The following is a 22,856-nucleotide window of genomic DNA, read 5'->3' as shown; positions in this document are numbered from 1 at the left end:
CTCAGCAAAGGCTCGCTTCCGCTGTTTCCTTTGGAAGCACTCTCCGAGTTTACATGTCCGCAGCACTGCTCCGAACCGCTGAATTTCAGAGAGAAGAAGATCGGCCGGCCCGCCCGCTTTCGCGTTCGGTTCGCTCGGCTCCGCCTCCTCCCGGACCTTGGGCCCGTCGGAGGCGACTCGGAGAACATTACCCCCCGACTCGGAGCGACGCAAACGTTCGCTCGCGTGTCCTGGGTCACAGTTGCCGGTCGTGCCCCTACGGACCGGGAGTCGCCGGTGGCGACGCAGCGGCTCCCCCGGTGCGGACCCGGGGGAGCCCCGCCCGGCCGGGATCAGGTGAGGCAGAATTCGTTGCCCTCGACGTCCTGCATCACGATGCACGCGTCATTGCCGTCGTACAGCGTCTCCACGTGTGCCGCGCCGAGCTGGACCAGGCGTGCGCACTCGGCCTCAAGCGCGGCGAGGCGCTCTTCGCCCGCGAGCTCGTAGGCGACCCGCACGTCGATGTGCACCCGGTTCTTGGCGGTCTTCCCCTCGGGAACGCGCTGGAAGTACAGACGCGGGCCCTCCCCCGTGGGGTCGACGCAGGCGCACCATGCGTCCTGCTCTTCGGGGGGCAGCGAGTTCTTGTAGTCCTCCCAGGTGGCGAACTCGTCCGACTCGCCCGGCAGCGGCGGTAGGACGTACCCCAGCACGTCGCACCAGAAGCGTGCGACGCGCTCGGGTTCCGCGCAGTCGAAGGTGACCTGGATCTTCTTGATCGATGGCATGGTCGCACACTCTAAACCGGCCGACCGGGCTCCACCCGCGGACCCGTTTGCGGGAGGGCTCAGCCGAGGATCCGCCCGGACCCCGTGCCCGGGGCCGTGTAGAGCCATTCGACCTCCACGTTCACCGCGGAGACCGTGGCCGGTGAGTACGACACCAGGGCCTCGTTGCCCACGAACGTCGCCGCCAGTTGGGCGATGGTCGGGTTGTGGCCCACCACCAGAAGGGTGCGCACCCCGGGGTCGACATAGGTGATCAGCTCGACCAGGGAGTCGACGCCGGCGGTGTAGGCCGACTCCGAGTAGTCGATCTCCGGCGCGGTGCCGAGGACCTCCAGGACGCCTTCGAGGGTCTGGCGGGTGCGCTTGGCGGCGGAGCAGATGACGTGGTCCGGGGTGTGGCCCGCCTCGGCGAGGAGGCGGCCGACCCTGCGGGCCTGGTCGTGGCCGCGGTCGGTGAGGGCGCGGTCGTAGTCGATGACCCCGTAGCCGGTCTCGGCCTTGGCGTGGCGGAGCAGGAGCAGCGTGCGGTCGGTCATGACGCGATCACCGTCGCGACGATGGAGAGCAGGACCATGAACCCCACCATCACCCCCACGATGACGAACAGACCTTTCATTCCCGACATGAGCCCCCCTGAGTACGTTCTTCGCTCCAGACTAGGAGGGGCCGCCGGGTGCTCCCGGCGGCCCCTGTCGTCGTGCGCCTAGTTGGTGCGGGCCTCTTCCTTGTTGTCGTGTCCGGGGGCCTCGTCGGTGATGTCGGTCCCGCCCTCGACTCCCGGGGAGTCGGCGGAGGGGACCTCATCGTCGTCGTCGCTCTCGGGGGCGCTGCGTCCGAGCTCGGCCGGCTCGGCCTCGGTGCCGGCGCCGCGCTGCTTGGACCACAGGACCGCGCCGACGAGGATGGCGACGGCCACGGCGGTGACACCGATCCGCAGAGCGGTGTTGTCCTGGAAGATGACGACGCTGGGCGCGACGATCAGCGCGACCAGGTTCATCACCTTCAGGAGCGGGTTGATGGCCGGACCCGCGGTGTCCTTGAACGGGTCGCCGACGGTGTCGCCGATGACGGTGGCCGCGTGGGCCTCCGAGCCCTTGCCGCCGTGGTGGCCGTCCTCGACGAGCTTCTTCGCGTTGTCCCAGGCGCCGCCGGAGTTGGCGAGGAACACGGCCATGAGGACGCCCGCGGCGATGGCGCCGCCCAGGAACGCGCCCAGCGGGGCGTAACCGAAGGCGAAGCCGACCGCGATCGGGGCCAGGACGGCGAGCAGGCCCGGGGTGATGAGTTCGCGCAGCGAGTCCCGGGTGCAGATGTCGACGACGCGGGCGTACTCGGGCTTCTCGGTGCCGTCCATGATCCCCGGCCGGGTGCGGAACTGCTCGCGCACCTCCAGGACGACGCGGCCGGCGGCGCGGCCGACCGCCATGATGGCCAGGCCGGAGAAGAAGAACACCACGCTGGCGCCGATGATGACGCCGACGAGGACGTCCGGGCTGTCCAGGGACAGCGAGAAGACCTCTTCGCCGCCGAGCTGTTCCTGGACGGAGGTGCGGAACGCGCCGAACAGGGCGGTGGCGGCCAGGACCGCGGTGGCGATCGCGATGCCCTTGGTGATGGCCTTGGTGGTGTTGCCGACGGCGTCCAGGCTCGTGAGGATCTCGGCGCCCTTGCCCTCGACGTCGCCGGACATCTCGGCGATGCCCTGGGCGTTGTCGGAGACGGGGCCGAAGGTGTCCATCGCGACGATGATGCCGACGGTGGTGAGCAGGCCGGTCCCGGCGAGGGCGACGGCGAACAGGCTGAGGGTGATGGACCCGCCGCCCAGGAGGAACGCCGCGTACACCGCGCCGGCGATGAGCAGGGCGGAGTAGACCGCCGACTCCAGGCCGACGGAGATGCCGGACAGGATGACGGTGGCCGCGCCCGTCTCGGAGCTCTCGCCGATCTCTCGGACGGGCCGTCGGTCGGTCTCGGTGAAGTAGCCGGTGAGGAGCTGGATGGCGGCCGCCAGGACGAGGCCGATGAGGACCGCCGCGATGGCGATGAAGCGCGGGTTGGGGTCGGTACCCGCCGCGGCGATCTCGTCGAGGACGCTCTGGCCGGCACCGGGCAGCCCGGCGAAGCTGTCGGGCAGGTACCAGAAGGAGGCGGCGACGACGAGCAGGGCGGAGATCCCGGCGGAGATGAAGAAGCCGCGGTTGATCGCCGACATCGCCGACTTGTCGCCGCCCCTGGGGGCGACGATGAAGATGCCGATGATGGCGGTGAGGACACCGATCATCGGGACCAGCAGGGGGAAGACGAGGCCTTCGACACCGAACGCGACGCGGCCCAGGATGAGGGAGGCGACGAGCACGACGGCGTAGGACTCGAACAGGTCGGCGGCCATGCCCGCGCAGTCGCCCACGTTGTCGCCGACGTTGTCGGCGATGGTGGCGGCGTTGCGGGGGTCGTCCTCGGGGATGCCCTGCTCGACCTTGCCGACGAGGTCGGCGCCGACGTCGGCGGCCTTGGTGAAGATGCCGCCGCCGACACGCATGAACATGGCGAGGAGAGCGGCGCCGAAGCCGAAGCCCTCCAGGACGATCGGGGCGTCGCCCCGGTACACCAGGACGACGACGGCCGCGCCGAGCAGGCCCAGGCCGACGGTGATCATGCCGGCGACGCCACCGGTGCGGAAGGCGATCCGCATGGCGGTGTGGCTGTCGGCGGTGGTGCCTCCGCGGGCGGCCGCCGCGACGCGAACGTTGCCCCGGACCGCGAGCCACATGCCGATGAAGCCGGTGGCGGCGGAGAGGAGGGCGCCGAGGGCGAAGAAGGCGGACCGGCCGATGGAGATGGCCCACGAGTCGGCGGGGAGCAGGAGCAGCAGCAGGGGGATGACGACGACGAAGACCGCGAGGGTGCGGAATTGTCGCCGGAGATACGCGCCCGCTCCTTCCTGGACCGCGACCGCGATGTTGCGCATTCGCTCGGTGCCCTGCCCGGCGGCGAGGACTTCACGTACCAGCATCCCCGCGACGGCGAGCGCGAGGAGCGCGACCGCCATGACGACGATGACGAGTGTGAAGTCGATGCCTTGCAGTTCTAGGGCCGTGCCGCTTTGTGCGGCGAGGTTGAGCCCAGACAATCCGTCCTCCTTGAGACGGGCACGACCTTTTCTCCCCCGCGCACGCGAAGCGCGGGGAATCCCGCGCAGGGCCGTGCCCGTACCGCCGTCCGGAAGGAGCCTTGAACTGGCCCGACGGCACGTGGTCCGGGGTCGAAGCGGTGCCACCTTCGGTTTGGTGCCCACTGCCCGTGCCACGCGCTCACGGGCGGTGATCCGGAAATCCTACGCAGCCCGAAGAAGAAAGAAGAGAGCGGATTAGGGATTTTTTCGAGAATGATCAAAGATGTGATCCACCGGTGATCTCGAAAAACGGATAAATGCCTTTATCGGCGATACTCTTCTTGCATAATGACTTAATTCGGTGTTAACGTTAAAGTTCTCAAAAGGGCCGGAACCAGGAATCCGCCCCAGGAGCCTCAGCGCAACCGCATCCGGGACGGGTCCACCCCGTCGCCCGGCCCGGCGCGGCCCGCGTCCAGGTCGTCGGCCAGGGAGCGGGCGAAGGCCGCCACCGCGGCGGTGTCCACACCGTGCGGCGCGTCCGGGCCGTAGGGCTCCACCCGGTCGGCGCCGCGGCGCAGCAGGCGGGCCGCGCCCGTGAGATTGCCGCGCTGGGCGTGGGTGACGCCCACGGCCGCCTGCGCCAGCCCGCGCCACAGTTCGCGCTCGGACTCGGGGGAGGACTTCCACACGGCCTCAAGGACTTCGTGGGCGGTGAAAGCGTACCCCTGGTCGAGCAGGGTCTGGGCCGTTTCCAGCCCTTCCTCCGGCGAGAATTCGGCGTCGTCGGGCACCCGCTCCACCTCACCGACGCTGCCGTGCGGCATCGGCCGGCCGTAGCGGTCGCGGGGGCGCTGGTTCTGCGCGCGCCCGTCCGGGGCGCGGTCGCGGTCCGCGTTCACCGTGTCCACCTTCTTCCTCAATCGTCGCCGGGGAGGTCGTCGAGCCACCGGACGAGCTCACCCGAGACGGTGTCCGGGCGCTCCTCCTGTGGGAAGTGACCGACACCGGGGATCCCCCTCCAACGGTAGGCCCCCGTCACCGAACGCTCCGAGGCGCGGGCCGCCTCCGGCGGACAGACCGGGTCGAGGTAGCCGTGGACCTGGAGCACCGGGACGCGCACCGGCGTGCGCATACGCGCGTGGTAGCGCAGGCCGTCCGGGCGCAGCCGGGAGCGGGCGATCCACCGGTGGTACTCCAGGGAGCAGTGGGACACCTTGGGGATGGAGAAGGCGATCCGGTACATCTCCTCGGCCTCGGTGTCGGGCCAGTCCGGACCGGACCACTCCCGCAGCAGGTCGCCGACCCGGGCGCAGCCGTCGGCGAGGAGGTGGTGCTCGGGCAGGACCGGCAGTTGGGCGTGGAGCATGTGGCGGGCGCCCGGCCCCATGGAGAGCAGCAGGCGGGCCGCCCGGCCCGGGTGCGGGGACGCGACCGCGGCCAGGGCGCGGACGATGCCCGGGTGGTAGGCGGTCATGGTCCAGCCGACCATGCCGCCGACACCGTGGCCGACCACGGCCGCCCGGCGCGCGCCCAGGGCCCGGACCAGGCCGGCGGCGTCCTGGGCGAGGGTCACCAGGTCGTATCCGCGCGGTGTCTTGTCGCTGCCGCCGTACCCGCGCAGGTCCACGGCGACCGCCCGGTAGCCCGCGTCCGCGACCGCGGTGAGCTGGTGCCGCCACGCCCACCAGAACTGGGGGAACCCGTGCAGGAACAGCACCAGCGGCCCCTCCCCCAGCTCGGCGGCGTGGAAGCGGGCGCCCGCGGCCCCGACGTTGCGGTGGACCCAGGGGCCCTCGACGTAGGCGGCCGAATCGTCCAGCACGGTGGGACGGCTAGTCGCCGGCGGTGGCCGGGGTCCCGGCCCCGTTCGCGGCCGCGACCTCCGACCCCGGCGGAACGATCTCGCGGCGCAGGATGGCGCCCAGGCGGGAGCCGGTCAGCCGGGTGCGCTCCAGGCCCCGCATCCGGCGGAAGCTGATCAGGCCGAAGAGGGCGAACACGATCGCGACGAGCAGGTAGAAGCCGGTCACGATGGCGAAGGAGGCCCACCCCGGCAGACCCGCCACCTCGTACAGGACGAAGGCGATGGTCACCGAGAGGAGGATGACGAAGATGTGCATGAGGACGGCGAACACCGCGAACCCGGCGATGCCCTTGCCGACCTTCGCCGCTTCGAGCTTGGCCTCGGCCTTGGCGAGCTCCAGTTCAAGGCGCACCAGACGGGAGAAGTTCCCGGTGACGTCCGAGACGAGTGCACCGACGGAGCGGTCGGTGTCTCCGGCGGCACCCGGCCCGCCGGTTCCCGGCTTGTCCACCATCGCGGGGTTTCCCTTCTGTCGGTCCGAACACGCGGATGATCCTCCGCATCCTCGCACATGGGCCGCCACCGGTGTCCCTCACGGCACGCACAACGCCGGGCTCTGCTTTCGTCACACGGGTGAGCATCCGCGTTCGGGTGCGGAAACGACGGGGCGCCCGGGGCCGGTGACCGGCCCCGGGCGCCCCGGGCGTGGGTGCGTGTGTCAGTCGTCCTGCTTGGCGGAGGGCAACTGCTTGGCGATGACGTCCATGATCGAGGAGTCGGTGAGCGTGGAGGTGTCACCGACCTCGCGGTTCTCCGCGATGTCGCGCAACAGACGGCGCATGATCTTGCCCGAGCGGGTCTTGGGCAGTTCCGGCACCGCCAGCAGGCGGGCGGGTTTGGCGATCGGGCCGAGGGAGGCGCCGACGTGGTCGCGCAGTGCCTTGACCGTCTCCTCGGAGACCTCCTCCGCGCCGCTGCGCAGGATCACGAAGCCGACGATGGCCTGGCCGGTGACCTTGTCGGTGGCGCCGACCACGGCGGCCTCGGCCACGCTCGGGTGCGAGACCAGGGCGGACTCGACCTCGGTGGTGGAGATGTTGTGGCCGGAGACGAGCATGACGTCGTCGACGCGGCCGAGCAGCCACAGGTCGCCGTCCTCGTCCTTCTTGGCGCCGTCGCCGGGGAAGTACAGGCCCTCGAAGCGCGACCAGTAGGTGTCCCGGTAGCGCTCCGGGTCGCCCCAGATGCCGCGGAGCATGGACGGCCAGGGCTCGCGGATCACGATGAAGCCGCCCTCGCCGTCGGGGACGGAGTCGCCGTTCTCGTCCACGACGTCGGCGACGATGCCCGGCAGGGCGCGCATGGCCGCGCCCGGCTTGCCGGAGGTGACGCCCGGCAGCGGGCTCACCATGATGGCGCCGGTCTCGGTCTGCCACCAGGTGTCCACGACCGGGGTCCTGTCACCGCCGATGTGCTTGCGGTACCAGACGTAGGCCTCGGGGTTGATGGGCTCGCCCACCGAGCCGATCACGCGCAGGCTCGACAGGTCGAACCCGGCGGGGATGTCGTCGCCCCACTTCATGAAGGTGCGGATCGCCGTCGGGGCCATGTAGGCGATGGTGACCTTGTACTTCTCGATGATCTCCCAGAACCGGCCGCGGTGCGGGGTGTCCGGGGTGCCCTCGTAGAGGACGGTCGTCGCGGCGTTGGAGAGCGGGCCGTAGACGATGTAGGAGTGGCCGGTGACCCAGCCGATGTCGGCGGCGCACCAGTAGACGTCGGTCTCGGGCTTGAGGTCGAAGACCGCCCAGTGGGTGTACGACGCCTGGGTGAGGTAGCCGCCGGTGGTGTGCAGGATGCCCTTGGGCTTGGCCGTGGTGCCGCTGGTGTACATGATGTACAGCGGGTTCTCGGCGTCGTGGGACTCGGGGGTGTGCTCGGTGCTCTGGGAGTCGACGAGGTCGTGCCACCACACGTCGCGGTCGGTCCACTCGACGTCCTGGCCGGTGCGGCGGACGACGAGGACCTTCTCGACGGCCGGGCGGTCGGCCACCGCGGCGTCCACGGCGGGCTTGAGCGCGCTGGCCTTGCCGCGCCGGTAGCCGCCGTCCGCGGTGATGACGAGCTTGGCCTGGCTGTCGTCCAGGCGCTGGCCCAGGGCGTCGACGGAGAAGCCGCCGAAGACCACCATGTGGACGGCGCCGACGCGGGCGCAGGCCAGCATCGCGACGATCGTCTCGGGGATCATCGGCATGTAGATGGCGACCCGGTCGCCCCGGGTGACACCGAGTTCGGTGAGGGCGTTGGCGGCCTGGGAGACCAGGTCCTTCAGCTCGGCGTAGGTGATGGTGCGGGTGTCGCCCGGCTCGCCCTCCCAGTAGTAGGCGACGCGATCGCCCAGGCCGTTGGCCACGTGGCGGTCCACGCAGTTGACGGAGGCGTTGAGCCTGCCGTTGACGAACCACTTGGCGAAGGGCGGCTGCCAGTCCAGGACGGTGTCCCAGGGCTGGTCCCACTGGAGCCGGTGGGCCTGTTCCTCCCAGAAACCGAGTCGGTCCCCGGCGGCCTTGTCATAGGCGTCGGCCTTGACGTTGGCGTTCGCGGCCAGGTCGGCCGGCGGGGGGAAGCTGCGCGTCTCATGGAGAAGGTTGGACAGTGTCTCCTGGCTCGGGGGAGTGCTGTCGGCCACTGTGATTCTCCTTACGTAGGCTGGTTCACACCAAATTAATCATGTGGTCTGGACCTGTGGAACAGGCAGGGTCGGTTCCAGCGCCGGGGGCGACGCGGCGCGCGGCGAACGGCCGGTGAGCGGTCGCCGCCGGGCGACGAACGGTCGTCCGCGCGGGTGCGGAGGGACCGACGGCCGACGGAGGGTACGCGGTGGCCGGTGTTACCGGCGCGTATGTTGGGTCCCGTGAGCGAAACGACTTCTGCCGCCCAGACCGACCCGCTGGCCAGGATCGCCGCGCTGCCCGGCGTGGCCGAGGCCGTGGAGGAGACCCGGACCCTGGTGGACCGGCTGCTGGGACACCGGATCCTGCGCCGGCGCAGCAGCGACGTGTCCATGGAGTCCTCGCTGCGCGGGGCGTGCGCGTCCGCCGCGCTGGAGGGCGCCGAGGTCTCGATGGACGAGATCCGCGCCGGGCACGTGTACGACACCCGGATCAAGGGTGCGCTGCGGGTGGGCGGCGAGCTGGGGCCCCTGGTGGAGACCTGGCCCAGGGCACCGCGGCAGGTGCTGGCCCGGTTGCACACGCTCGCCGCCGCGGACGCGGTGTCCGCCGACGCCCTGGGGCGGCCGCGCATGGCCGGTGAGCGGGTCGAGGACCCGCTGGAACTGGGCGAGGCGCCGGCCCCCGAGGCCGCGCTCGCCCGGTTGGAGGGCCTGTACGCGCTGCTGGGGGCGCGCACCTCGGTGCCCGCGCTGGTGACGTCGGCGCTGGTGCACGGTGAGCTGATGGCGATCCGTCCGTTCGGGTGGGGAGACGGGATCGTGGCGCGGGCCGCCGAACGGCTGACCTTGATCGAGCGGGGCCTGGACCCCAAGTCGCTGGTGCCGTCCGAGCTGGGCCACCGGACGCTGTCGGAGGAGTACGCACCCGCGCTGCGCGGGTACATGTCCGGGAGCGCCGAGGGTGTGGCCGAGTGGGTCGTGTACTGCTGCCGGGCGGTGCGGGCCGGGGCGCAGGACTCGCTGGCGACCTGCGAGGCGCTCAAGCGCGGCTGAGTACCGGGGGGCCGTGGGCCGGGGCGCCGGGACCGTGCGTGCGGGGGCCGGAGGGCCCGAAGTCACCCGGAGCAGGTCGGAGCGGGCCGTGAACGGAAACCGCGCTCGTACTCGTCCATTTACCGACGGGCAGAGGCACGAACGATATCGGTTCGGTCACGCTTGTCCGTTACCGAATGTTTCGGGATTGCTTCGCCCACTTGCCGAACACGACGAACGGTGCCCCGCGGAGAATCCGCGGGGCACCGTCTCCGACCGGCTCCATCGGGTTAACAGGCATCCATTCGTCTGTCCTGACCAGGCGCTTCACGAAGCGTCTCGGTCGAGGCGGGCCCTACGAGGCCTGCTGGTGCGTGGGTTCCCGGTTCACCTGTCGGGGTGGGTCTCAGCCACCGATCACTTTCTTTCTACGCCGGTCCCCGGGCTGCGAAAAGGAGGTTGGTCCAACTTTTCATCCTGGATTCCCGAACCGATACGCAGCGTCACGTGGTAGCGTCGGTTCCGTCGTTCCGACGGGAACCGGTTCACACCGCTTCGGCAAAAGCCGTCGTACCCGCGCATTTCGTGTGCGGCCCGGTGGGACCGGATCCGGGCGGAACACATGTCCCGACGCGCTTTTCGGTGGTCCGGGGGATCCCCTCCCCTCGTCGACCCTTCCGAAGGGCGGGCCCGGCCCTCCCCCCAGGGCCGAGAGGGCGATCCACCCGCGTGCCCCCCTAGCGCGGGACGTCGCACGAGGCCCGTTCGCCGAGCCTGCCGGGTGGGATGTGCATTCGCCCCCGTGTGCACATCCCGCCCGCAGGTCTTCGGAGCCGGCGCCCCGACCTCGGTCGGCGCCCCGCCGGGCGGTGCGGCCCCACGGCCCCGCTCCGGACGGGTTATCCACAGGTTGACGATCCGGCTTTCGCCGGCCGACCGCATCGGCGATGGTCAAAGGGTGCCCCTCCCCCTGTCCGGAGGCCCCATGGACGCCGTGCCCCTCATCGCCACCGCCGACACCGCGCTGCTCGACGACCTGCTGCGGTTGTCGGCCGCCGCCTCGGTCCGGGTGAACACCGCCGACACCGTCGACCGCGCGCTGCTGTCCTGGCCGCGTTCGCCGCTGGTGGTGCTGGGCGCCGACCTGTACCCGGCGCTGCGTTCCGGGGAACGGCCACCGCACGCCCGGTTCGTCGTGGTGGCCCGCGGCCCCCACGGTCCCGGTCCCGGGCGCGACGGGCCCGAGAGGGCGGGCGGCCCCATACTGCTGCCCCGGGACGAGATCCTGCTGACCGGACTGATCTCCGCGAGCGGGCAGCCCGGCAGGCGGGCGCCGACCGTGGCCGTGATGGGCGGGCGCGGCGGGGCCGGAGCGAGCCTGCTCGCCGTCGCCCTGGCACTGGCCGGGGCGCGGGGCGGGCACGGTACCGCACTGCTGGACGCCGACCCGCTGGGCTGTGGTCCCGACATCCTGCTCGGATGCGAGCGCGACCCGGTGGACGGCAGGCTCGGCTGGGACGACCTGACGGACCGGCGCGGCCGGTTGCGCTGGTCGGACGTGGCGGCGCGGCTGCCCGGGCCCGCCGGGATCTCGGTGCTCACCTGGATGCACGGGCCGGACGCGCGTCGTGGCCCGTTGCCCGCGGCCGCCGCCCGGTCGATGCTGGAGTCGGCACGGCAGGGGTGCGATCTGGTCGTCATCGACCTTCCGCGGTCGTTCGGCGCGGCGGTCACGGCGTTCCTCAACCGCTCGGACCTGGTGCTGCTGGTCGTGCCCGCGCAGGTGGCCGCCGTGGTGGCGGCGTCGGCGATGGTGCCGCGGCTGCGCGCGGAGTCCCGGGAGGTGCGCGCCGTGGTGCGCGGGGCTTCGGGCGGGCTGACCGCCGACGTGGTGGCCCGGGGACTGGGGCTGGCGTTGGGGGCGGACCTCCCGTCGGAGCCGGGGCTGGAGCGGGCGCTGACCGCCGGGCGGCGGCCCGCGGACCACCCGCGTTCGCCACTGGCCGGGTTCGCCGACCGGCTCGTCGCCGAACTCACGGGGGTGCCGCGGTGAGCGCGCTGACGGAGCGGGCGCTGCGGCGGCCGTCGGTGACCGGCTCCACTCTTCTCCGGGACGGGCCGCCGCCGCGGCGCGCCGGCGGCTCCGTCGGGCCCGACCTCGTGGAGGCGGTGCGCAACCGGCTGGTGGCCTCGGGGGTGGTGGTCAGCCCCGGCAACGTGGCGGCGGCGCTGCGGGCGGAGGGCGGCGTGCTGGGCGATGCCGAGGTGCTGTCGCTGACCCGGCGGTTGGCCGCGGACCTGGCGGGCGCCGGGCCGCTGGAAGAGCTGATGACCTCCCAAGTCACGGACATCTTGGTCAACGGGCCGGACGAGGTGTGGGTGGACGACGGCGGCGGGTTGCGCCGGGTGGAGGTGCGGTTCGAGTCGGCGGAGGCGGTACGGCGACTGGCCCAGCGGCTCGCCGCGCAGGCCGGGCGGCGGCTGGACGCCGCGGTGCCCTACGTGGACGCACGCCTTCCCGGTGGGGCCCGACTGCACGCGGTACTGCCGCCGGTCTGCCCCACCGGGGCGTGCCTGTCGCTGCGGATGCCGCCCCGCCGGGTGTTCACCCTGGACCGGCTGGTGGCCTGCGGGACGCTCACCCGGCGCGGGGCGGCGCTGCTGCGGGCGGTGGTGGACTCGCGGGCGGCCTTCCTGGTGAGCGGTGGCACGGGGACGGGGAAGACGACCCTGTTGTCGACGCTGCTGTCCCTGGTGGACCCGGGTGAGCGGATCGTACTGGCCGAGGACTCCCCCGAGCTGCGCCCCGACCATCCGCACGTGGTGCGCCTACAGACCCGCCCGGCCAACATCGAGGGCAGCGGCGAGGTCGCCCTGGAGGTACTGGTCCGCCAGGCCCTCCGGATGCGCCCGGACCGGGTGGTGGTGGGCGAGGCGCGGGGGCCGGAGATCGTGTCGCTGCTGGCCGCGCTCAACACCGGCCACGAGGGCGGTGCGGGGACGCTCCACGCCAACGGCGCGGGGGACGTCCCGGCCCGGGTGGAGGCGCTGGGCTGCGCGGCCGGGATCGGCCGGGAGGCGGTGCACAGTCAGTTGGCGGCCACCGGGGTGCTGGTGGTGCATCTGGTGCGGGAGGCCGGGGTCCGGCGGCTGGCGGAGGTCCGGGTGCTGGACCACGACCGCCAGGGGCTGGTGCACACGGTGCCCGCGGTGTCGTTCACCGCGGGCGGTGCCCAGCGCGAGCACCCGGGGATCGACGCGCTCACCGCCCGGATCGGCGACGGCTGGCGCCGATGAACACGGGGACGGGAGGTACCGGGACGGGGCCACAACAGCGATGCCCGAAGCCGAGGCGCACCGCCGGCGGACCAACCCGCGGCGGCCACCCCACACCACGCCGACACCCGAGAACGGTACGGCGACCAGCGGGGTGCGGGTCTGCGGAGGTCGGCGGGAGCGCGGGCGTGCGGGCGTGCGGGACCGGGACGAGCGGGACAGGGACGAGCGGGGTTCGGGGGTGTGACGTGGTCGGGGTGTGGGTGTGCGCGGTGGGGCTGGTGCTGTTGGGGGCACTGGTCGACGCCGGGACGGGGCGGATCGGGTGGCGGGTGCCGCGCGGGCCGCAACCGCTGAAGGCGCTGGAACGTGTGCGGGCGATGCGGCGGAAGGCCGCTCTGGGGCGGGAGAAACGGCGCGGGGTGATCACCTTGTGCCGGGTGTTGGCCACCGAGCTGCGGGCCGGGAGACCGCCCGAGGACGCGCTGGGGTCGGCGCTCGTCGAGGCCGGGCCCGAGGTGGCCCGGGCAGTGGGCGGCGGGTTCGGCACCCGGGCGCCGGTCCGGGCGGCCGAGGCGGATCCGGACCTGCGTGCCCTCGCCTACCTGGCCGTGTGCTGGGAGGTGGCCTCGGACACCGGTGCCGGGCTGGCCGAAGTCGTGGACGCGCTCGCCGCCGAGCTCACCGCGCAGGAGGAGGTCCGGGCCGAGATCGCGGCGCGCACCGGCGGTCCGAAGACCACGGCGATCGTGCTGGGTGTGCTCCCGGTGGTGGGGCTGCTGCTGTCGGCGGGGCTGGGGGGCTCTCCACTGGTGTTCCTGCTCACGACCCCGCTGGGGCTGCTCTGCCTGGTGCTCGGGGTGCTGTTGAACCTCGCCGGGCTGTGGTGGATCTCGCGGTTGGTGCGCGCCGCCGTGGACCGGGGTGACTAGAACGTGCTCGGCGGGTCGTTCCGGGCCCGCCCGTCCGGTGACGGAAGGCCCTCGGGCAACGCCTTCGGAGCGGTTCCTCCACCGGGCCGCGAGGCGGGCCCCGCCGCGCGCCACCGCCGGGCCCGCGGGGCACCGCACAGGAGGGGCCCTTTCACCGCACCGGCTGTGCTCGGGCGGCCGGCCGGGCGCCCCCCGCCGTGCGCGACGGCCGGGCCCGCGAGGCCGTGCCCGCGGCAGGGGCTGCTTGCCGGTCGTCCTGCGAGAGATCGCCTCGCGGGCGCTCCCGACCACCGGCGCGAGTGCCGGGCCGACCGAGGGCATCCACCGGGCCCGCCCTCGGGAGCCGTGGTTCACGGGCGCCGGGGAAACGCAGAGGAGAGGGATCGTGTTCGCCGTCATCGCCGTGGTGTGCGGGGTCAGCGGGGTGTGGATCGCGATGGGGGGCGGCCCGGGGGCACGACTGCGGCCACCCCCGGCGGCGAAGCCGCGTTTCCCCGGTCGATTGCCGGTACTGCCGATGGCCACGGCGGGTGCGGCGGCGGTGGCCGGGGTCCTGTTCGGACCGCTCGGCGCGGTCGTCGCCGCGGTCTGCGGGGTCGGGTGGTGGATGCGTGCCCGGGGGGGCACTGGGGGCGATCGGATCGGGCTCACCGGCGACATCCCCGTGGTGATCGGTCTCATCGCCGCCGGGATGCGGGCCGGGGCGCCGTTGGTGTCCTGCCTCACGGCCGTGGCACGGGCCGCCCCCGGCAGGCTCGGAGCCGAGTCGGCGGCGGTGGCCGACCGGCTGCGCCTGGGCGCCGATCCGGCCTCCGCCTGGTCGGAGTCGGCCGGTGTGCTGCCGGAGCCACTGGTGGCGGCCGGACGCGATCTGGCCCGCGCCGCCGACACCGGAGCGCCCGTGGCCGACCTGCTCGACCGGCATGTGGCGGACCTGCACCGGGAGCTGCGGTCACAGGCGGCGGAGCGGGTCGAACGCCTGGGTGTGCTCGTGGTGATGCCGCTGGCGCTGTGCTTTCTGCCGTCGTTCCTTCTGGTGGGGGTGGTCCCGATGGTGGTGGACCTGCTGTCACGCGCGCTGGGCGGGTGACCCCGGCAGAGCCACCGGTGAAGGGGGCCGTGTCCGCCGCAGGTACCAGGGACCGGGGACCGGGGCGTGGGACGGCGCAAGGGGCGGGACCGGGCTCCCGGGAGAAGGAGGGTCAGGCCTCGTCTTCGCTCAGGCCGTCGATGATGTCGTCCAGGACCAGGGAGCGGTCCCGTAGGGACATCAGCCGCAGCTCGTTGAGGGCGGACAGGGTGTTCACCCGCGTGCCGCGCGGCCCCTCGACCGTGCACAGGTGCATGCAGTGCTGGGTGGGCGCGCGCCAGAAGTCGCGCTCGTCCACCGGGGCCAGGCGGTACACCGTGGCCGGGTAGCGGGGCGTTCGGCCCGGCGCCCGCCACTGCTGAACCCGGGCGAGCACGAACCCGCTGATCAGGGAATCGAACACGCCCTCCTGGTCGAGGTCTGCCAGGGCCTCCCGATCGCCCTCGGCCCGGCATTGGGCGCACCCCGCCAACTCCGCCCGCAACAGCCACCGCGCCCGGGCATGACCCACCTCGGTGTTCTTGAGTTTGCTCGGGTGTCGGTGTCCCATATATCGGAGGGTACGGCCGTAGCGGCCTTGGCGTGGCCTACCTGCGGCTACCGGGACACGGGCGGGCGGCCGGAGACCGGACGGGAGAGTGCGCCCGGCCGGGTGCCGGAGACCGGCGGCCGGGCACACGGCCCCGGACCTCGGACGGCGCCCGCGCACCCGCCGGAAGGCATGCCGGGACGGATGCTGCGCCCCGGGCACGGGCCCTCCGGTGTGAGCGGCTGCGGAGCGCATCACCAGTGGGCGTCGCGGTCCCCTCCCACTCGACGGCGTCCCAGGTAGGGCTCCGGGAAGCGGGGCCAGCCCACGGTGAGGCGCAGGGCGAGCACCGCCACCCCGAGCAGCACCAGGAGCACGGTAGAGGTGTTGCCGACGACCCGGGCGACGGTCTCGGCCGGGGCCGGGGTGGTGGAGACGTGGTGCACCACCTGGACGGCACTGGGTTCGGCGGCCGGCCGACCGCTCCACTGTGCCTCACTCGGCTCGACGGCCGGGGTCGGGTCCCGGCGCGGTTCCGGGTCGCCGCTCGGGATCACCGTCGGCACGGAGGTCGGCTCCGCCGCCGGGACCTCCCCGCCGGAGGCCGCCCGAACGGATCCCCCCTCGCCGGAGGGCGGACGACCCGATGGTGAGTTCGCCGGAGCCGCGCCCACCCCCACCACCGCTGCCTCCTTCGGGGCCGTCGGGCGTCCGGGGTCCGTTGGCGGGTCCGTCCGAAGTGTCACGAGCACCGAGGGCTCCGTCCATGGGCGGGCACAGAGCTCGGCCGACGCCGGAAGGTGGGTGCCATGTTCCGTGGATGGGCGGGCACAGAACGCGTCGGGCACCGGGAGGTGGGTGCCATGTTCCGTGAGCGGTGGGCAGAGGGGTGAGGGGACGGGGGCAGGGGCGGCGCTGAGGAGCAGGGCGCACATCAGGGCGGGCACGGTCATGGTGCTTCCTCCGGAAGGGCTCCGTGGACCGGTCCGGCGCGTGAGCGCGCGCCGACGGACAGGTCGAGAACGGAGGGGACGGCGACCACCACCTCGGCGGTGTGGCCGGTGATCTCGCAGGTGTCGAGGGAGGCCCCGTTGGCCTCGGCGGTGAGGCGGGCCCGCTCGCAGGCGGTGCCCTCCCCGTGGACGGCGACGGATGCCGCCGCGAGGGCGGCGAGGTCCGCCGCCGTACCGGCGCGGTCCCGGTCGAACCGGGCGGTCGCCGCCAGGACGGCCGCCGCGGCGACCGCCCACAGCAGGACCGCCATGGCGACCCAGTGGACGGCGGCCGCACCGGTGTCCGGGGCCGGGACGGTATCGGGAGCAGGGTCGGCGGAGTCGGTGTCGGGGACAGGACCGCGTCCGACTCCGGGACGGGGCCCCGCCTTGGTTCGAGGGCCGGGAGCGGGTCGGGCGGCCACTCCAGGACAGAAACCGGAACGGAGGCCGGAACGAGGATCGGAACCGGATCCAGGGCGGGCCCCTGCCGCGGGGCCGGGTCCGGGGCGGCCGGGGGCCCGGGAGACCGGGCCGGGGGTCATGGTGGGGTCCAGGATTCGAGGAGGACCGCGGCGGAGCCGCTCACCTCCACCGTGTGGAGGTGGACACGGCCGAAGCGGACACGGGCGGTGACGGTGACGCGCGCCGTCCCACCGTCCCTGCCCAGGTCGATCCGGGCGCCGTCCGGGGCGGTGGCGCGGGCCAGTTCCCGGGCCTGTGCCTCGCTCTCGCCCCGGGCCAGGGACCGGGCGGCCACGCGTGCGGCGTCGGCGCAGGCGAGCCGGGCGTCGGCGGCGGTGACCGCGCCGACTGCCAGTGCCAGGACGAGGAGGAGGGCGGGCAGGGTGAGTGCGAACTCGACGGTGACGGCACCGCGATCAGAAGCCGTTGCCGAGCGCATCGATGACGATCCCGGTGAAGGCGTCGTTGACGGCCTGGCTCTTGGCGATCGCGTACATGATCCCGGCGAAGGCCGCGGCCGTCAGAATGCAGAGCGCGTACTCGGTCGTGGTGATGCCGCGATCGGTGTTCGCGACCCGGGGACGCGGTGTGAGAACGAGCGGACGGCGGGTGAGGGTGGCAAGGCATGCCGGAGAGAACACGGAACCTCCCTGGTAGGAGGGGCGACAGGGGTGTCGCCCTGATTTCCAGGGTGCGCGGCTCGGGGGTGCGACAAAAGGGCTTTCCCCAGCCTGTGGATAACTTTCTCCCGACCCGGGTGGTGTCCCGCCGAGCGGTGTGACTTCGTTCGATCCCCGCGTACCGAAGGCGACAACGCTCCGGTCGGCGACTCGCCCTTGTGCGAACAGCCGGTGTTCTCACACCGCTCGACGGGACACGACCCGGCCCGCGGAACACCCCCGACCCCTGCCGCTTCCCCTGCGCGATGCTGGCGCCATGAACACCGCCGAGGAACCCACCACCGCTGCCGTCGACGCCGAGGCCCTGTCGGCCCTGTCCGCCGGACACCACGCCCGCTCCGTCCGGTCTCTGGCCGCCCGCTCCGTTGCCGGTCACCTGGTGAAGCCCTACCTGCTCCGGGCCCCCGGCCGGAACGCGACCGAGGCGGACGGGGAGGCCGCCCTGCGCATCGCCGCCGGCCACCTGGCGACGGCCCGGCTGCGTGGCTCTCTGGGACTCGCCGTTCTGCTCTTCCACGCGGGCGGTGACGGCGACCACGTCCTCGTGCACACCCGGATCGAGGGGCACATGTCCGATCTGGCCGTCTTCGCCGGTCCCGCCGGGGACCCCGCCGCGCTGCGGCCCGGCAGGACCGGCCTGGCCCCATGCGTGTGGGAGGCCGCCGTTCTGGCCCACGAGCGGGATGCCTTCACCCGGAACGTGCTGGACGGCGGGGGCACGATCGATGAGCGGCTCTCGGCCTGGAGCGCGGACGTGCTGGAGGGGGAGGTCCGATGAACGCCCCCTTCCCGGAAACCCCGGCCCCGCCGGAGGACACACCCCGCCCGGCCGTGCGCTCCCGCCCGTTCCCGGGCCCCTGAGCGCCTCAGCCGGCGGCGCCCAGCACCTCGTCCAACATCCGCAGGGCACCCGACTTGCTCAGCGGCTCGTTGCCGTTGCCGCACTTGGGCGACTGAATGCACGACGGGCACCCCTCCTCGCAGGTGCAGTCGGCGATGGCCGCGCGGGTCGCGGTGAGCCACTCCCGGGCCGCCGCGAACCCGCGTTCGGCGAACCCGGCACCGCCCTCGTGGCCGTCGTAGACGAACACCTCCACCCGGCCGGTGGCCGTGGACACCCCGCCGATGTCCCAGCGGTCGCAGGTGGCCAGCAGCGGCAGCATCCCGATCGCGGCGTGCTCGGCGGCGTGGGCGGCGCCGAGCAGCCCGACCTCCTCCTTGCGCAGGCGCTCCTCGGCCTCGGCCGGCAGCGTCCACCACACGGCGCGGGTGCGCAGCGTGCGTTCGGGCAGGTCGAGGGACTGCTCGCCGAGGACCGCGCCGGTGCGCACGTCCCGCTTGAGGTAGCCGACCACCTGCCGGACCACCTCCACCTCGCCGAAGCGCAGCACCACCCCGCTGTCCCACTCCTCCTCGCGGATGACCGACCGGACGGTGATGTCGGTGGTGTCGCGCGCCCACGTGCTGTACGGCGGCTCGGCGGGCCGCACGAGGGCCACCCCCTCGTCGAAATCCAGGTCCTGGACCAGGTAGGTGTCGCCCTGGTGGAGGTACACCGCTCCGGGGTGGACGGTGCCGTGGGCGGCCGCCTCGTCGATCTCGCCGAGCAGCCCGCCGGTCGACACGTCGACGATCTGCACGGGCGACCCCCCGGAACCCCGAATATCGGCTAGGTCACTTGCCCTTTCATTGCTCGTCCAGAACCACCCCCTCGGTCGCCTCCTGAGGAATTTCCGGTGAACGAGTTCGTCGAGCCGCTCCCGGGTGGTGGGGCCGAAGAGGGCGAAGTCGTCCTCCGTGACCGGGAACTCCTGGGCGGCCGCGCACAGGTGCGGACCGAGGATGTGCGGGTTTTCCGGATCCAGGACGGCGGTCTCTACGGACTGTCCGAAAATCGCCTCCGGGTGATGCACCAGGTAGGTGTCCAGGGGGTCGTCCCGGGCCACGAACACGGCCAGTGCCGCGTCGTCCCCGCGCCCGGCGCGCCCCGCCTGCTGCCACAGGGAGGCCCGGGTGCCGGGCCACCCGGCGATGATCACCGCGTCCAGGCCGGTGATGTCCACCCCCAGCTCCAGGGCGTTGGTACTGGCCAGCCCGAGGATCTCCCCGGTGCGCAGCGCCTCCTCCAGCCGCCTCCGCTCGGTGGGCAGGAATCCGCCGCGGTAGGCGGCCACCCGGCGGGCCAGGTCGGGTTCCAACAGGCGCTGGGCGGTGAGCGCCACCAGCTCGGCACCCTGCCGTGAACGCACGAAGACGAGCGTGCGCACACCCTCTCTGACCAGCTCGGCGAGCAGCTCGGCGGCGTGGGAGGGCGCGGTCCGGCGCACGGGGGCACCGTGCTCTCCGGTCAGATCGGTGAACTCGGGCTCCACCAGCGCCACCGACATCCCCGGGCGCGGCGACCCGTCCTCGGTGACGGCGGTGACCGGGAGCCCGGTGAGCCGGCCGGCGCTCTCCCCGGGGCTTCCGGAGGTCGCCGAGGCGAGCACGAACACCGGCTCCGACCGGTGCCGGGCGCACACCCGCCGGAGCCTGCGCAGGATCTGGGCGACGTGCGAACCGAACACCCCGCGGTACAGGTGCGCCTCGTCCACGATCACGTAACGCAACCGCCGCAGGAAGCGCCGCCAGGCCTCGTGCCGGGGCAGCATCCCGTGGTGGAGCATGTCCGGATTGGTGAGCACGTAATTGCCGTGCTCCCGCACCCAGGTGCGTTCCTCCGGCGGAGTGTCGCCGTCGTAGACGGCCGCCCGCAGGCCGGGCAGCCGGAGTTCCTCAAGAGCGCGGAGCTGGTCCCGGGACAGTGCTTTGGTCGGTGAGAGATAGAGAACGGTTCCACCCGCGTCAACCGCCTCCACCGCGGGCATAAGGAAGCCAAGTGACTTTCCCGAGGCGGTACCCGTGGCTATGATCACATCACGGCCCGAGCGTGCGAGGTCGGCGGCGGCCACCTGGTGGGACCACGGCCCCGTGATCCCCCGATCGGCCAGCCGTTCGACCAGGAGGGCCGGGATCCACTCCGGCCACCGTCCGCTCACCCCGTCGTGTCGGGCCACGTGTTCGACGTGGGTCACCTGCGGGTACCGGGTATCGTCACGCCACACACCGGGAAGCACGGATTCCGGTCGCGTCATCCGAGACCCCTCCTCACTGGGCGGACATTGGTTTCAGTGTGTCATCTGAGGGAACGGTCGCGCGGTGTCACGGTTTTTCCGTGCATCACGGGAGGACCGGCACGCCACCCGTGGTTGAATGCGTGCTGGTGGGGTAACGCCCGGCATAGATCATCGGCGCTGGAGGACTAGTGGACTTGAAGCTTGATCATTACACCGAGGGCGACACCGAGATCGTCGTCGTTGAGGGTGAGATCGACGTCTATACCGCACCCCGGCTCCGCGAGTTGCTGATCGATCTGGTCAACAAGGGCAACTTCCACCTCGTGGTCAACATGGAGAAGGTGGAGTTCCTGGACTCGACGGGTCTGGGCGTGCTCGTGGGCGGCCTCAAGCGCGTGCGCGCGCACGACGGCACCCTGGACCTGGTGTGCACCCAGGAGCGCATCCTCAAGATCTTCCGGATCACCGGCCTGACCAAGGTCTTCGGTATCCACAACACCGTTCAGGAAGCCATCGACAAGCGTTCCGCGAAGTAGTACAGAGCGAGCGATGGCGACCATCACGCTCACGATCAGTGCGCTTCCGGCCCACGTGCGCACGGCCCGGCTCATGGCCGCGACCGTGGCCCGGCGGGCGGGCATTCCCGCCTCCACCATCGACGAGATCCGGTTGGCGGTCGGTGAGGCGTGCTCCCGGGCGGTGGCGGCGCACAAGCTGCACTGCCCGACGCAGCCGATCCTGCTCCAGCTGATCGACGACGGCGGGCCTGATCCGGCGTCGGACCCCCGTGCCGACACCGCGAGCCGTATTCTGCGCGCCAACGGGAGCGCGACCCGACGCTTCGAGGTGGTCGTCTCCGACCGGGCCCCGGCCACAGAGGTCCCGGAACCGGCCGACCACACCGAGCCCCTTCTCGACGGACTCTTCCTCGACGGTGAGGACACCCCTCCCGGCGGGATCTCGGGGTTCTCCCCCGGGCTGGGTCTGGCGGTCATCACCGGTCTGGCCGACGAGGTGAAGATCGACCCCGGTGAGCACGGCACCATCGTGCGCATGAGCTGGCCGATCACTCCGGACCCGAGCTCCAACTAGGGTTCCGGACACGGTCGCGACGAGGGCGCCCCCCATGGCGGGGGGCGCCCTCGGTCGTTCGGGGCCGCCCCCGGGGCCGTCAGTCGCAGGTCTGGGACGACACCTCGGCGGTGGCGGTGAGTCCCCTCTCCGCGTTGGCGGCGACCTCGTCGTAGGTGAGCACGTACCCCGTCTCGGGCTCGTTGGTGGCGGCGGCGAACACCACCCCGTAGACCGTGCCGTCGGGGGCCAGCAGCGGACCGCCGGAGTTGCCGGGCCGCACCACGGCGCGCACCTGGTAGATCTCCCGGCTCACCTGCTGGGAGTGGTAGAAGTCGGGCCCCTGCGCGGTCTGGCGGGCGCGCACCCGGGCCGGGACCGCGGTGAACCCGCTGTTGCGCGGGAACCCGGCGACGACGGCGTCGCCACCCTGGGGGGCGTCGTCGGTGAACGCCAGCGGGGCCAGGTCCAGCTCCGGCACGTGCAGCACGGCCAGGTCCTGCTGGGCGTCGAACAGCACCAGGGAGGCCTCCAGCTGGTATCCCTCCCGGGTGACCACCCTCAGGTCGTCGGTGACGCCGGCGACCACGTGGGCGTTGGTCATGACCCGGCCGTCGGAGTACACGAACCCGGTGCCCTCGACCCGCCGCTGGCAGGACGGGGCGGTGCCCAGCACCTTGACGACGCTGCGGCTGGCGTCGATCAGCTCGGGCGTGGTGAGCACGTCGGGGTCGGGCGGCTCGACCTCGGCCAGTTCCCCGGTGCCCAGGCCGCTGAAGACCTGGGGGAAGGCGCTCTGGTCGACCACCCGGCGGAACGTCGAGAAGCCGCTGTGCGCCGACTCCGGCATGAGCGTGTCGACGGACTGGAGGATGCGGGACCCGCGCACCTGGTCGGCGACCAACGGCAGCGCCGAGTTGGCGACCGTGCTGCCGATGAACCACGCCACCAGCAGCACCGACAACCCGCTGACGACGGCGCCGCCCATGGCGTCGACGACCCGGGCCGAGTCCCAGGTCACCTTGTTGCGCACCATCGTGCCCAGGTAGGAGAGCAGGAACTGGCCCAGGGCCGCGGACAGGAACACGACGGCGATGGCCACCAGGGCCTGCCGGCCGGGGTCGTCCACCCAGCGCTGGATGTACTCCGGGCAGGTCAGCGCGGCGAGCACACCGCCGCCGATGAATCCCGCGAAGCTGAAGACACCGACGATGAAACCCTGTCGGTACCCGGTCACCGCAAAAAGCAGCAACAGGACGATCAGGATCACGTCGAGCACATTGCCCTCCAAAGGTGAACGCTACCCACGG

General features: G+C 72.5%; 22 protein-coding genes. 8 read left to right on the top strand and 14 right to left on the bottom strand.

The genetic code is table 11. The features are described from left to right. Positions 1-332 precede the first annotated feature (332 nt). The 7 genes from QJS33_RS20215 to acs form a co-directional block, all read right to left on the bottom strand. On the bottom strand, positions 333-770 hold the full coding sequence (locus QJS33_RS20215) for a VOC family protein (protein WP_306369592.1): 438 nt from the start codon (positions 768-770) through the stop codon (positions 333-335). 59 nt (positions 771-829) lie between these two features. Continuing rightward, positions 830-1,306 (bottom strand): histidine phosphatase family protein, encoded by a 477-nt coding sequence (locus QJS33_RS20210; protein ID WP_306369591.1) that lies wholly within the window; start codon positions 1,304-1,306, stop codon positions 830-832. 167 nt (positions 1,307-1,473) lie between these two features. Next, positions 1,474-3,900, bottom strand: coding sequence for a sodium-translocating pyrophosphatase (locus tag QJS33_RS20205; protein ID WP_306369590.1), 2,427 nt, complete (start codon positions 3,898-3,900; stop codon positions 1,474-1,476). Positions 3,901-4,298: 398 nt separating this feature from the next. Next, the gene (locus QJS33_RS20200) at positions 4,299-4,793 is read right to left on the bottom strand and encodes a DUF309 domain-containing protein (RefSeq protein ID WP_306369589.1); all 495 of its coding nucleotides are present in this window, start codon (positions 4,791-4,793) and stop codon (positions 4,299-4,301) included. 8 nt (positions 4,794-4,801) lie between these two features. Next, positions 4,802-5,707, bottom strand: coding sequence for an alpha/beta fold hydrolase (locus QJS33_RS20195; protein ID WP_306369588.1), 906 nt, complete (start codon positions 5,705-5,707; stop codon positions 4,802-4,804). A 10-nt stretch (positions 5,708-5,717) separates the two neighbouring features. After that, on the bottom strand, positions 5,718-6,203 hold the full coding sequence (locus QJS33_RS20190; protein ID WP_306369587.1) for a phage holin family protein: 486 nt from the start codon (positions 6,201-6,203) through the stop codon (positions 5,718-5,720). A 204-nt stretch (positions 6,204-6,407) separates the two neighbouring features. Then, positions 6,408-8,378, bottom strand: a complete 1,971-nt coding sequence (acs, locus tag QJS33_RS20185) for an acetate--CoA ligase (protein WP_306369586.1) — start codon at positions 8,376-8,378, stop codon at positions 6,408-6,410. Between the two features lie 213 nt (positions 8,379-8,591). Here acs and QJS33_RS20180 point away from each other — a divergent pair, with 213 nt between their 5' ends. The 5 genes from QJS33_RS20180 (at position 8,592) to QJS33_RS20160 (ending at position 14,693) form a co-directional block, all read left to right on the top strand. Next, positions 8,592-9,416, top strand: coding sequence for an oxidoreductase (locus QJS33_RS20180; protein ID WP_306369585.1), 825 nt, complete (start codon positions 8,592-8,594; stop codon positions 9,414-9,416). Between the two features lie 964 nt (positions 9,417-10,380). Next, positions 10,381-11,448, top strand: a complete 1,068-nt coding sequence (ssd, locus tag QJS33_RS20175; protein ID WP_306369584.1) for a septum site-determining protein Ssd — start codon at positions 10,381-10,383, stop codon at positions 11,446-11,448. Between the two features lie 107 nt (positions 11,449-11,555). Then, positions 11,556-12,692, top strand: coding sequence for a TadA family conjugal transfer-associated ATPase (locus QJS33_RS20170; protein ID WP_306369595.1), 1,137 nt, complete (start codon positions 11,556-11,558; stop codon positions 12,690-12,692). Positions 12,693-12,919: 227 nt separating this feature from the next. Continuing rightward, on the top strand, positions 12,920-13,603 hold the full coding sequence (locus QJS33_RS20165) for a type II secretion system F family protein (RefSeq protein WP_306369583.1): 684 nt from the start codon (positions 12,920-12,922) through the stop codon (positions 13,601-13,603). Between the two features lie 382 nt (positions 13,604-13,985). Beyond that, entirely contained in the window at positions 13,986-14,693 is a 708-nt protein-coding gene (locus QJS33_RS20160; RefSeq protein WP_372339688.1) for a type II secretion system F family protein, read from the top strand. Positions 14,694-14,805: 112 nt separating this feature from the next. On the opposite strand, the gene QJS33_RS20155 is transcribed toward QJS33_RS20160, so the two are convergent. The 5 genes from QJS33_RS20155 to QJS33_RS20135 all read right to left on the bottom strand — a co-directional run bounded on the left by QJS33_RS20155 (position 14,806) and on the right by QJS33_RS20135 (position 17,320). Further along, positions 14,806-15,243 (bottom strand): hypothetical protein, encoded by a 438-nt coding sequence (locus QJS33_RS20155; RefSeq protein WP_306369581.1) that lies wholly within the window; start codon positions 15,241-15,243, stop codon positions 14,806-14,808. 233 nt (positions 15,244-15,476) lie between these two features. Continuing rightward, entirely contained in the window at positions 15,477-15,788 is a 312-nt protein-coding gene (locus QJS33_RS20150; RefSeq protein WP_306369580.1) for a hypothetical protein, read from the bottom strand. 383 nt (positions 15,789-16,171) lie between these two features. Continuing rightward, a complete protein-coding gene (locus QJS33_RS20145; protein WP_306369579.1) occupies positions 16,172-16,759 on the bottom strand; it encodes an Rv3654c family TadE-like protein in 588 nt (195 codons plus the stop codon). After that, positions 16,756-17,118, bottom strand: coding sequence for a TadE family type IV pilus minor pilin (locus QJS33_RS20140; protein WP_306369578.1), 363 nt, complete (start codon positions 17,116-17,118; stop codon positions 16,756-16,758). The genes QJS33_RS20145 and QJS33_RS20140 overlap by 4 nt, the downstream gene beginning before the upstream one ends. Beyond that, positions 17,096-17,320 (bottom strand): DUF4244 domain-containing protein, encoded by a 225-nt coding sequence (locus QJS33_RS20135; RefSeq protein ID WP_306369577.1) that lies wholly within the window; start codon positions 17,318-17,320, stop codon positions 17,096-17,098. The genes QJS33_RS20140 and QJS33_RS20135 overlap by 23 nt, the downstream gene beginning before the upstream one ends. A gap of 295 nt (positions 17,321-17,615) precedes the next feature. On the opposite strand from QJS33_RS20135, the gene QJS33_RS20130 reads away from it, so the two are divergent. Next, positions 17,616-18,137, top strand: a complete 522-nt coding sequence (locus tag QJS33_RS20130; RefSeq protein ID WP_306369576.1) for a hypothetical protein — start codon at positions 17,616-17,618, stop codon at positions 18,135-18,137. Between the two features lie 88 nt (positions 18,138-18,225). Here the strand turns inward: QJS33_RS20130 and QJS33_RS20125 are convergent, their stop codons facing one another. Next, positions 18,226-20,493, bottom strand: a complete 2,268-nt coding sequence (locus QJS33_RS20125) for a DEAD/DEAH box helicase (RefSeq protein WP_306369575.1) — start codon at positions 20,491-20,493, stop codon at positions 18,226-18,228. A 170-nt stretch (positions 20,494-20,663) separates the two neighbouring features. On the opposite strand from QJS33_RS20125, the gene QJS33_RS20120 reads away from it, so the two are divergent. Both QJS33_RS20120 and QJS33_RS20115 read left to right on the top strand, forming a co-directional pair. Further along, the gene (locus QJS33_RS20120) at positions 20,664-21,011 is read left to right on the top strand and encodes an STAS domain-containing protein (RefSeq protein ID WP_073381848.1); all 348 of its coding nucleotides are present in this window, start codon (positions 20,664-20,666) and stop codon (positions 21,009-21,011) included. 13 nt (positions 21,012-21,024) lie between these two features. Further along, positions 21,025-21,567, top strand: a complete 543-nt coding sequence (locus QJS33_RS20115; protein WP_306369574.1) for an ATP-binding protein — start codon at positions 21,025-21,027, stop codon at positions 21,565-21,567. 79 nt (positions 21,568-21,646) lie between these two features. Here QJS33_RS20115 and QJS33_RS20110 read toward each other — a convergent pair whose 3' ends face one another. Further along, entirely contained in the window at positions 21,647-22,825 is a 1,179-nt protein-coding gene (locus tag QJS33_RS20110; RefSeq protein ID WP_306369573.1) for a MarP family serine protease, read from the bottom strand. Between the last annotated feature and the right edge of the window lie 31 nt (positions 22,826-22,856).

This window comes from Nocardiopsis sp. CC223A (assembly GCF_030766825.1).
Taxonomy (GTDB): Bacteria; Actinomycetota; Actinomycetes; order Streptosporangiales; family Streptosporangiaceae; genus Nocardiopsis.
This window is presented reverse-complemented; position numbering and strand designations above follow the sequence as displayed.

Excerpts from the sequence above, each read along its gene's own strand:
- QJS33_RS20215 (WP_306369592.1), bottom strand. The coding sequence starts at position 770 with ATGCCATCGATCAAGAAGATCCAGGTCACCTTCGACTGCGCGGAACCC.
- QJS33_RS20210 (WP_306369591.1), bottom strand. The coding sequence starts at position 1,306 with ATGACCGACCGCACGCTGCTCCTGCTCCGCCACGCCAAGGCCGAGACC.
- QJS33_RS20190 (WP_306369587.1), bottom strand. The coding sequence starts at position 6,203 with ATGGTGGACAAGCCGGGAACCGGCGGGCCGGGTGCCGCCGGAGACACC.
- QJS33_RS20180 (WP_306369585.1), top strand. The coding sequence starts at position 8,592 with ATGTTGGGTCCCGTGAGCGAAACGACTTCTGCCGCCCAGACCGACCCG.
- ssd (WP_306369584.1), top strand. The coding sequence starts at position 10,381 with ATGGACGCCGTGCCCCTCATCGCCACCGCCGACACCGCGCTGCTCGAC.
- QJS33_RS20155 (WP_306369581.1), bottom strand. The coding sequence starts at position 15,243 with ATGGGACACCGACACCCGAGCAAACTCAAGAACACCGAGGTGGGTCAT.
- QJS33_RS20145 (WP_306369579.1), bottom strand. The coding sequence starts at position 16,759 with ATGACCCCCGGCCCGGTCTCCCGGGCCCCCGGCCGCCCCGGACCCGGC.
- QJS33_RS20140 (WP_306369578.1), bottom strand. The coding sequence starts at position 17,118 with ATGCGCTCGGCAACGGCTTCTGATCGCGGTGCCGTCACCGTCGAGTTC.
- QJS33_RS20130 (WP_306369576.1), top strand. The coding sequence starts at position 17,616 with ATGAACACCGCCGAGGAACCCACCACCGCTGCCGTCGACGCCGAGGCC.
- QJS33_RS20125 (WP_306369575.1), bottom strand. The coding sequence starts at position 20,493 with ATGACGCGACCGGAATCCGTGCTTCCCGGTGTGTGGCGTGACGATACC.
- QJS33_RS20115 (WP_306369574.1), top strand. The coding sequence starts at position 21,025 with ATGGCGACCATCACGCTCACGATCAGTGCGCTTCCGGCCCACGTGCGC.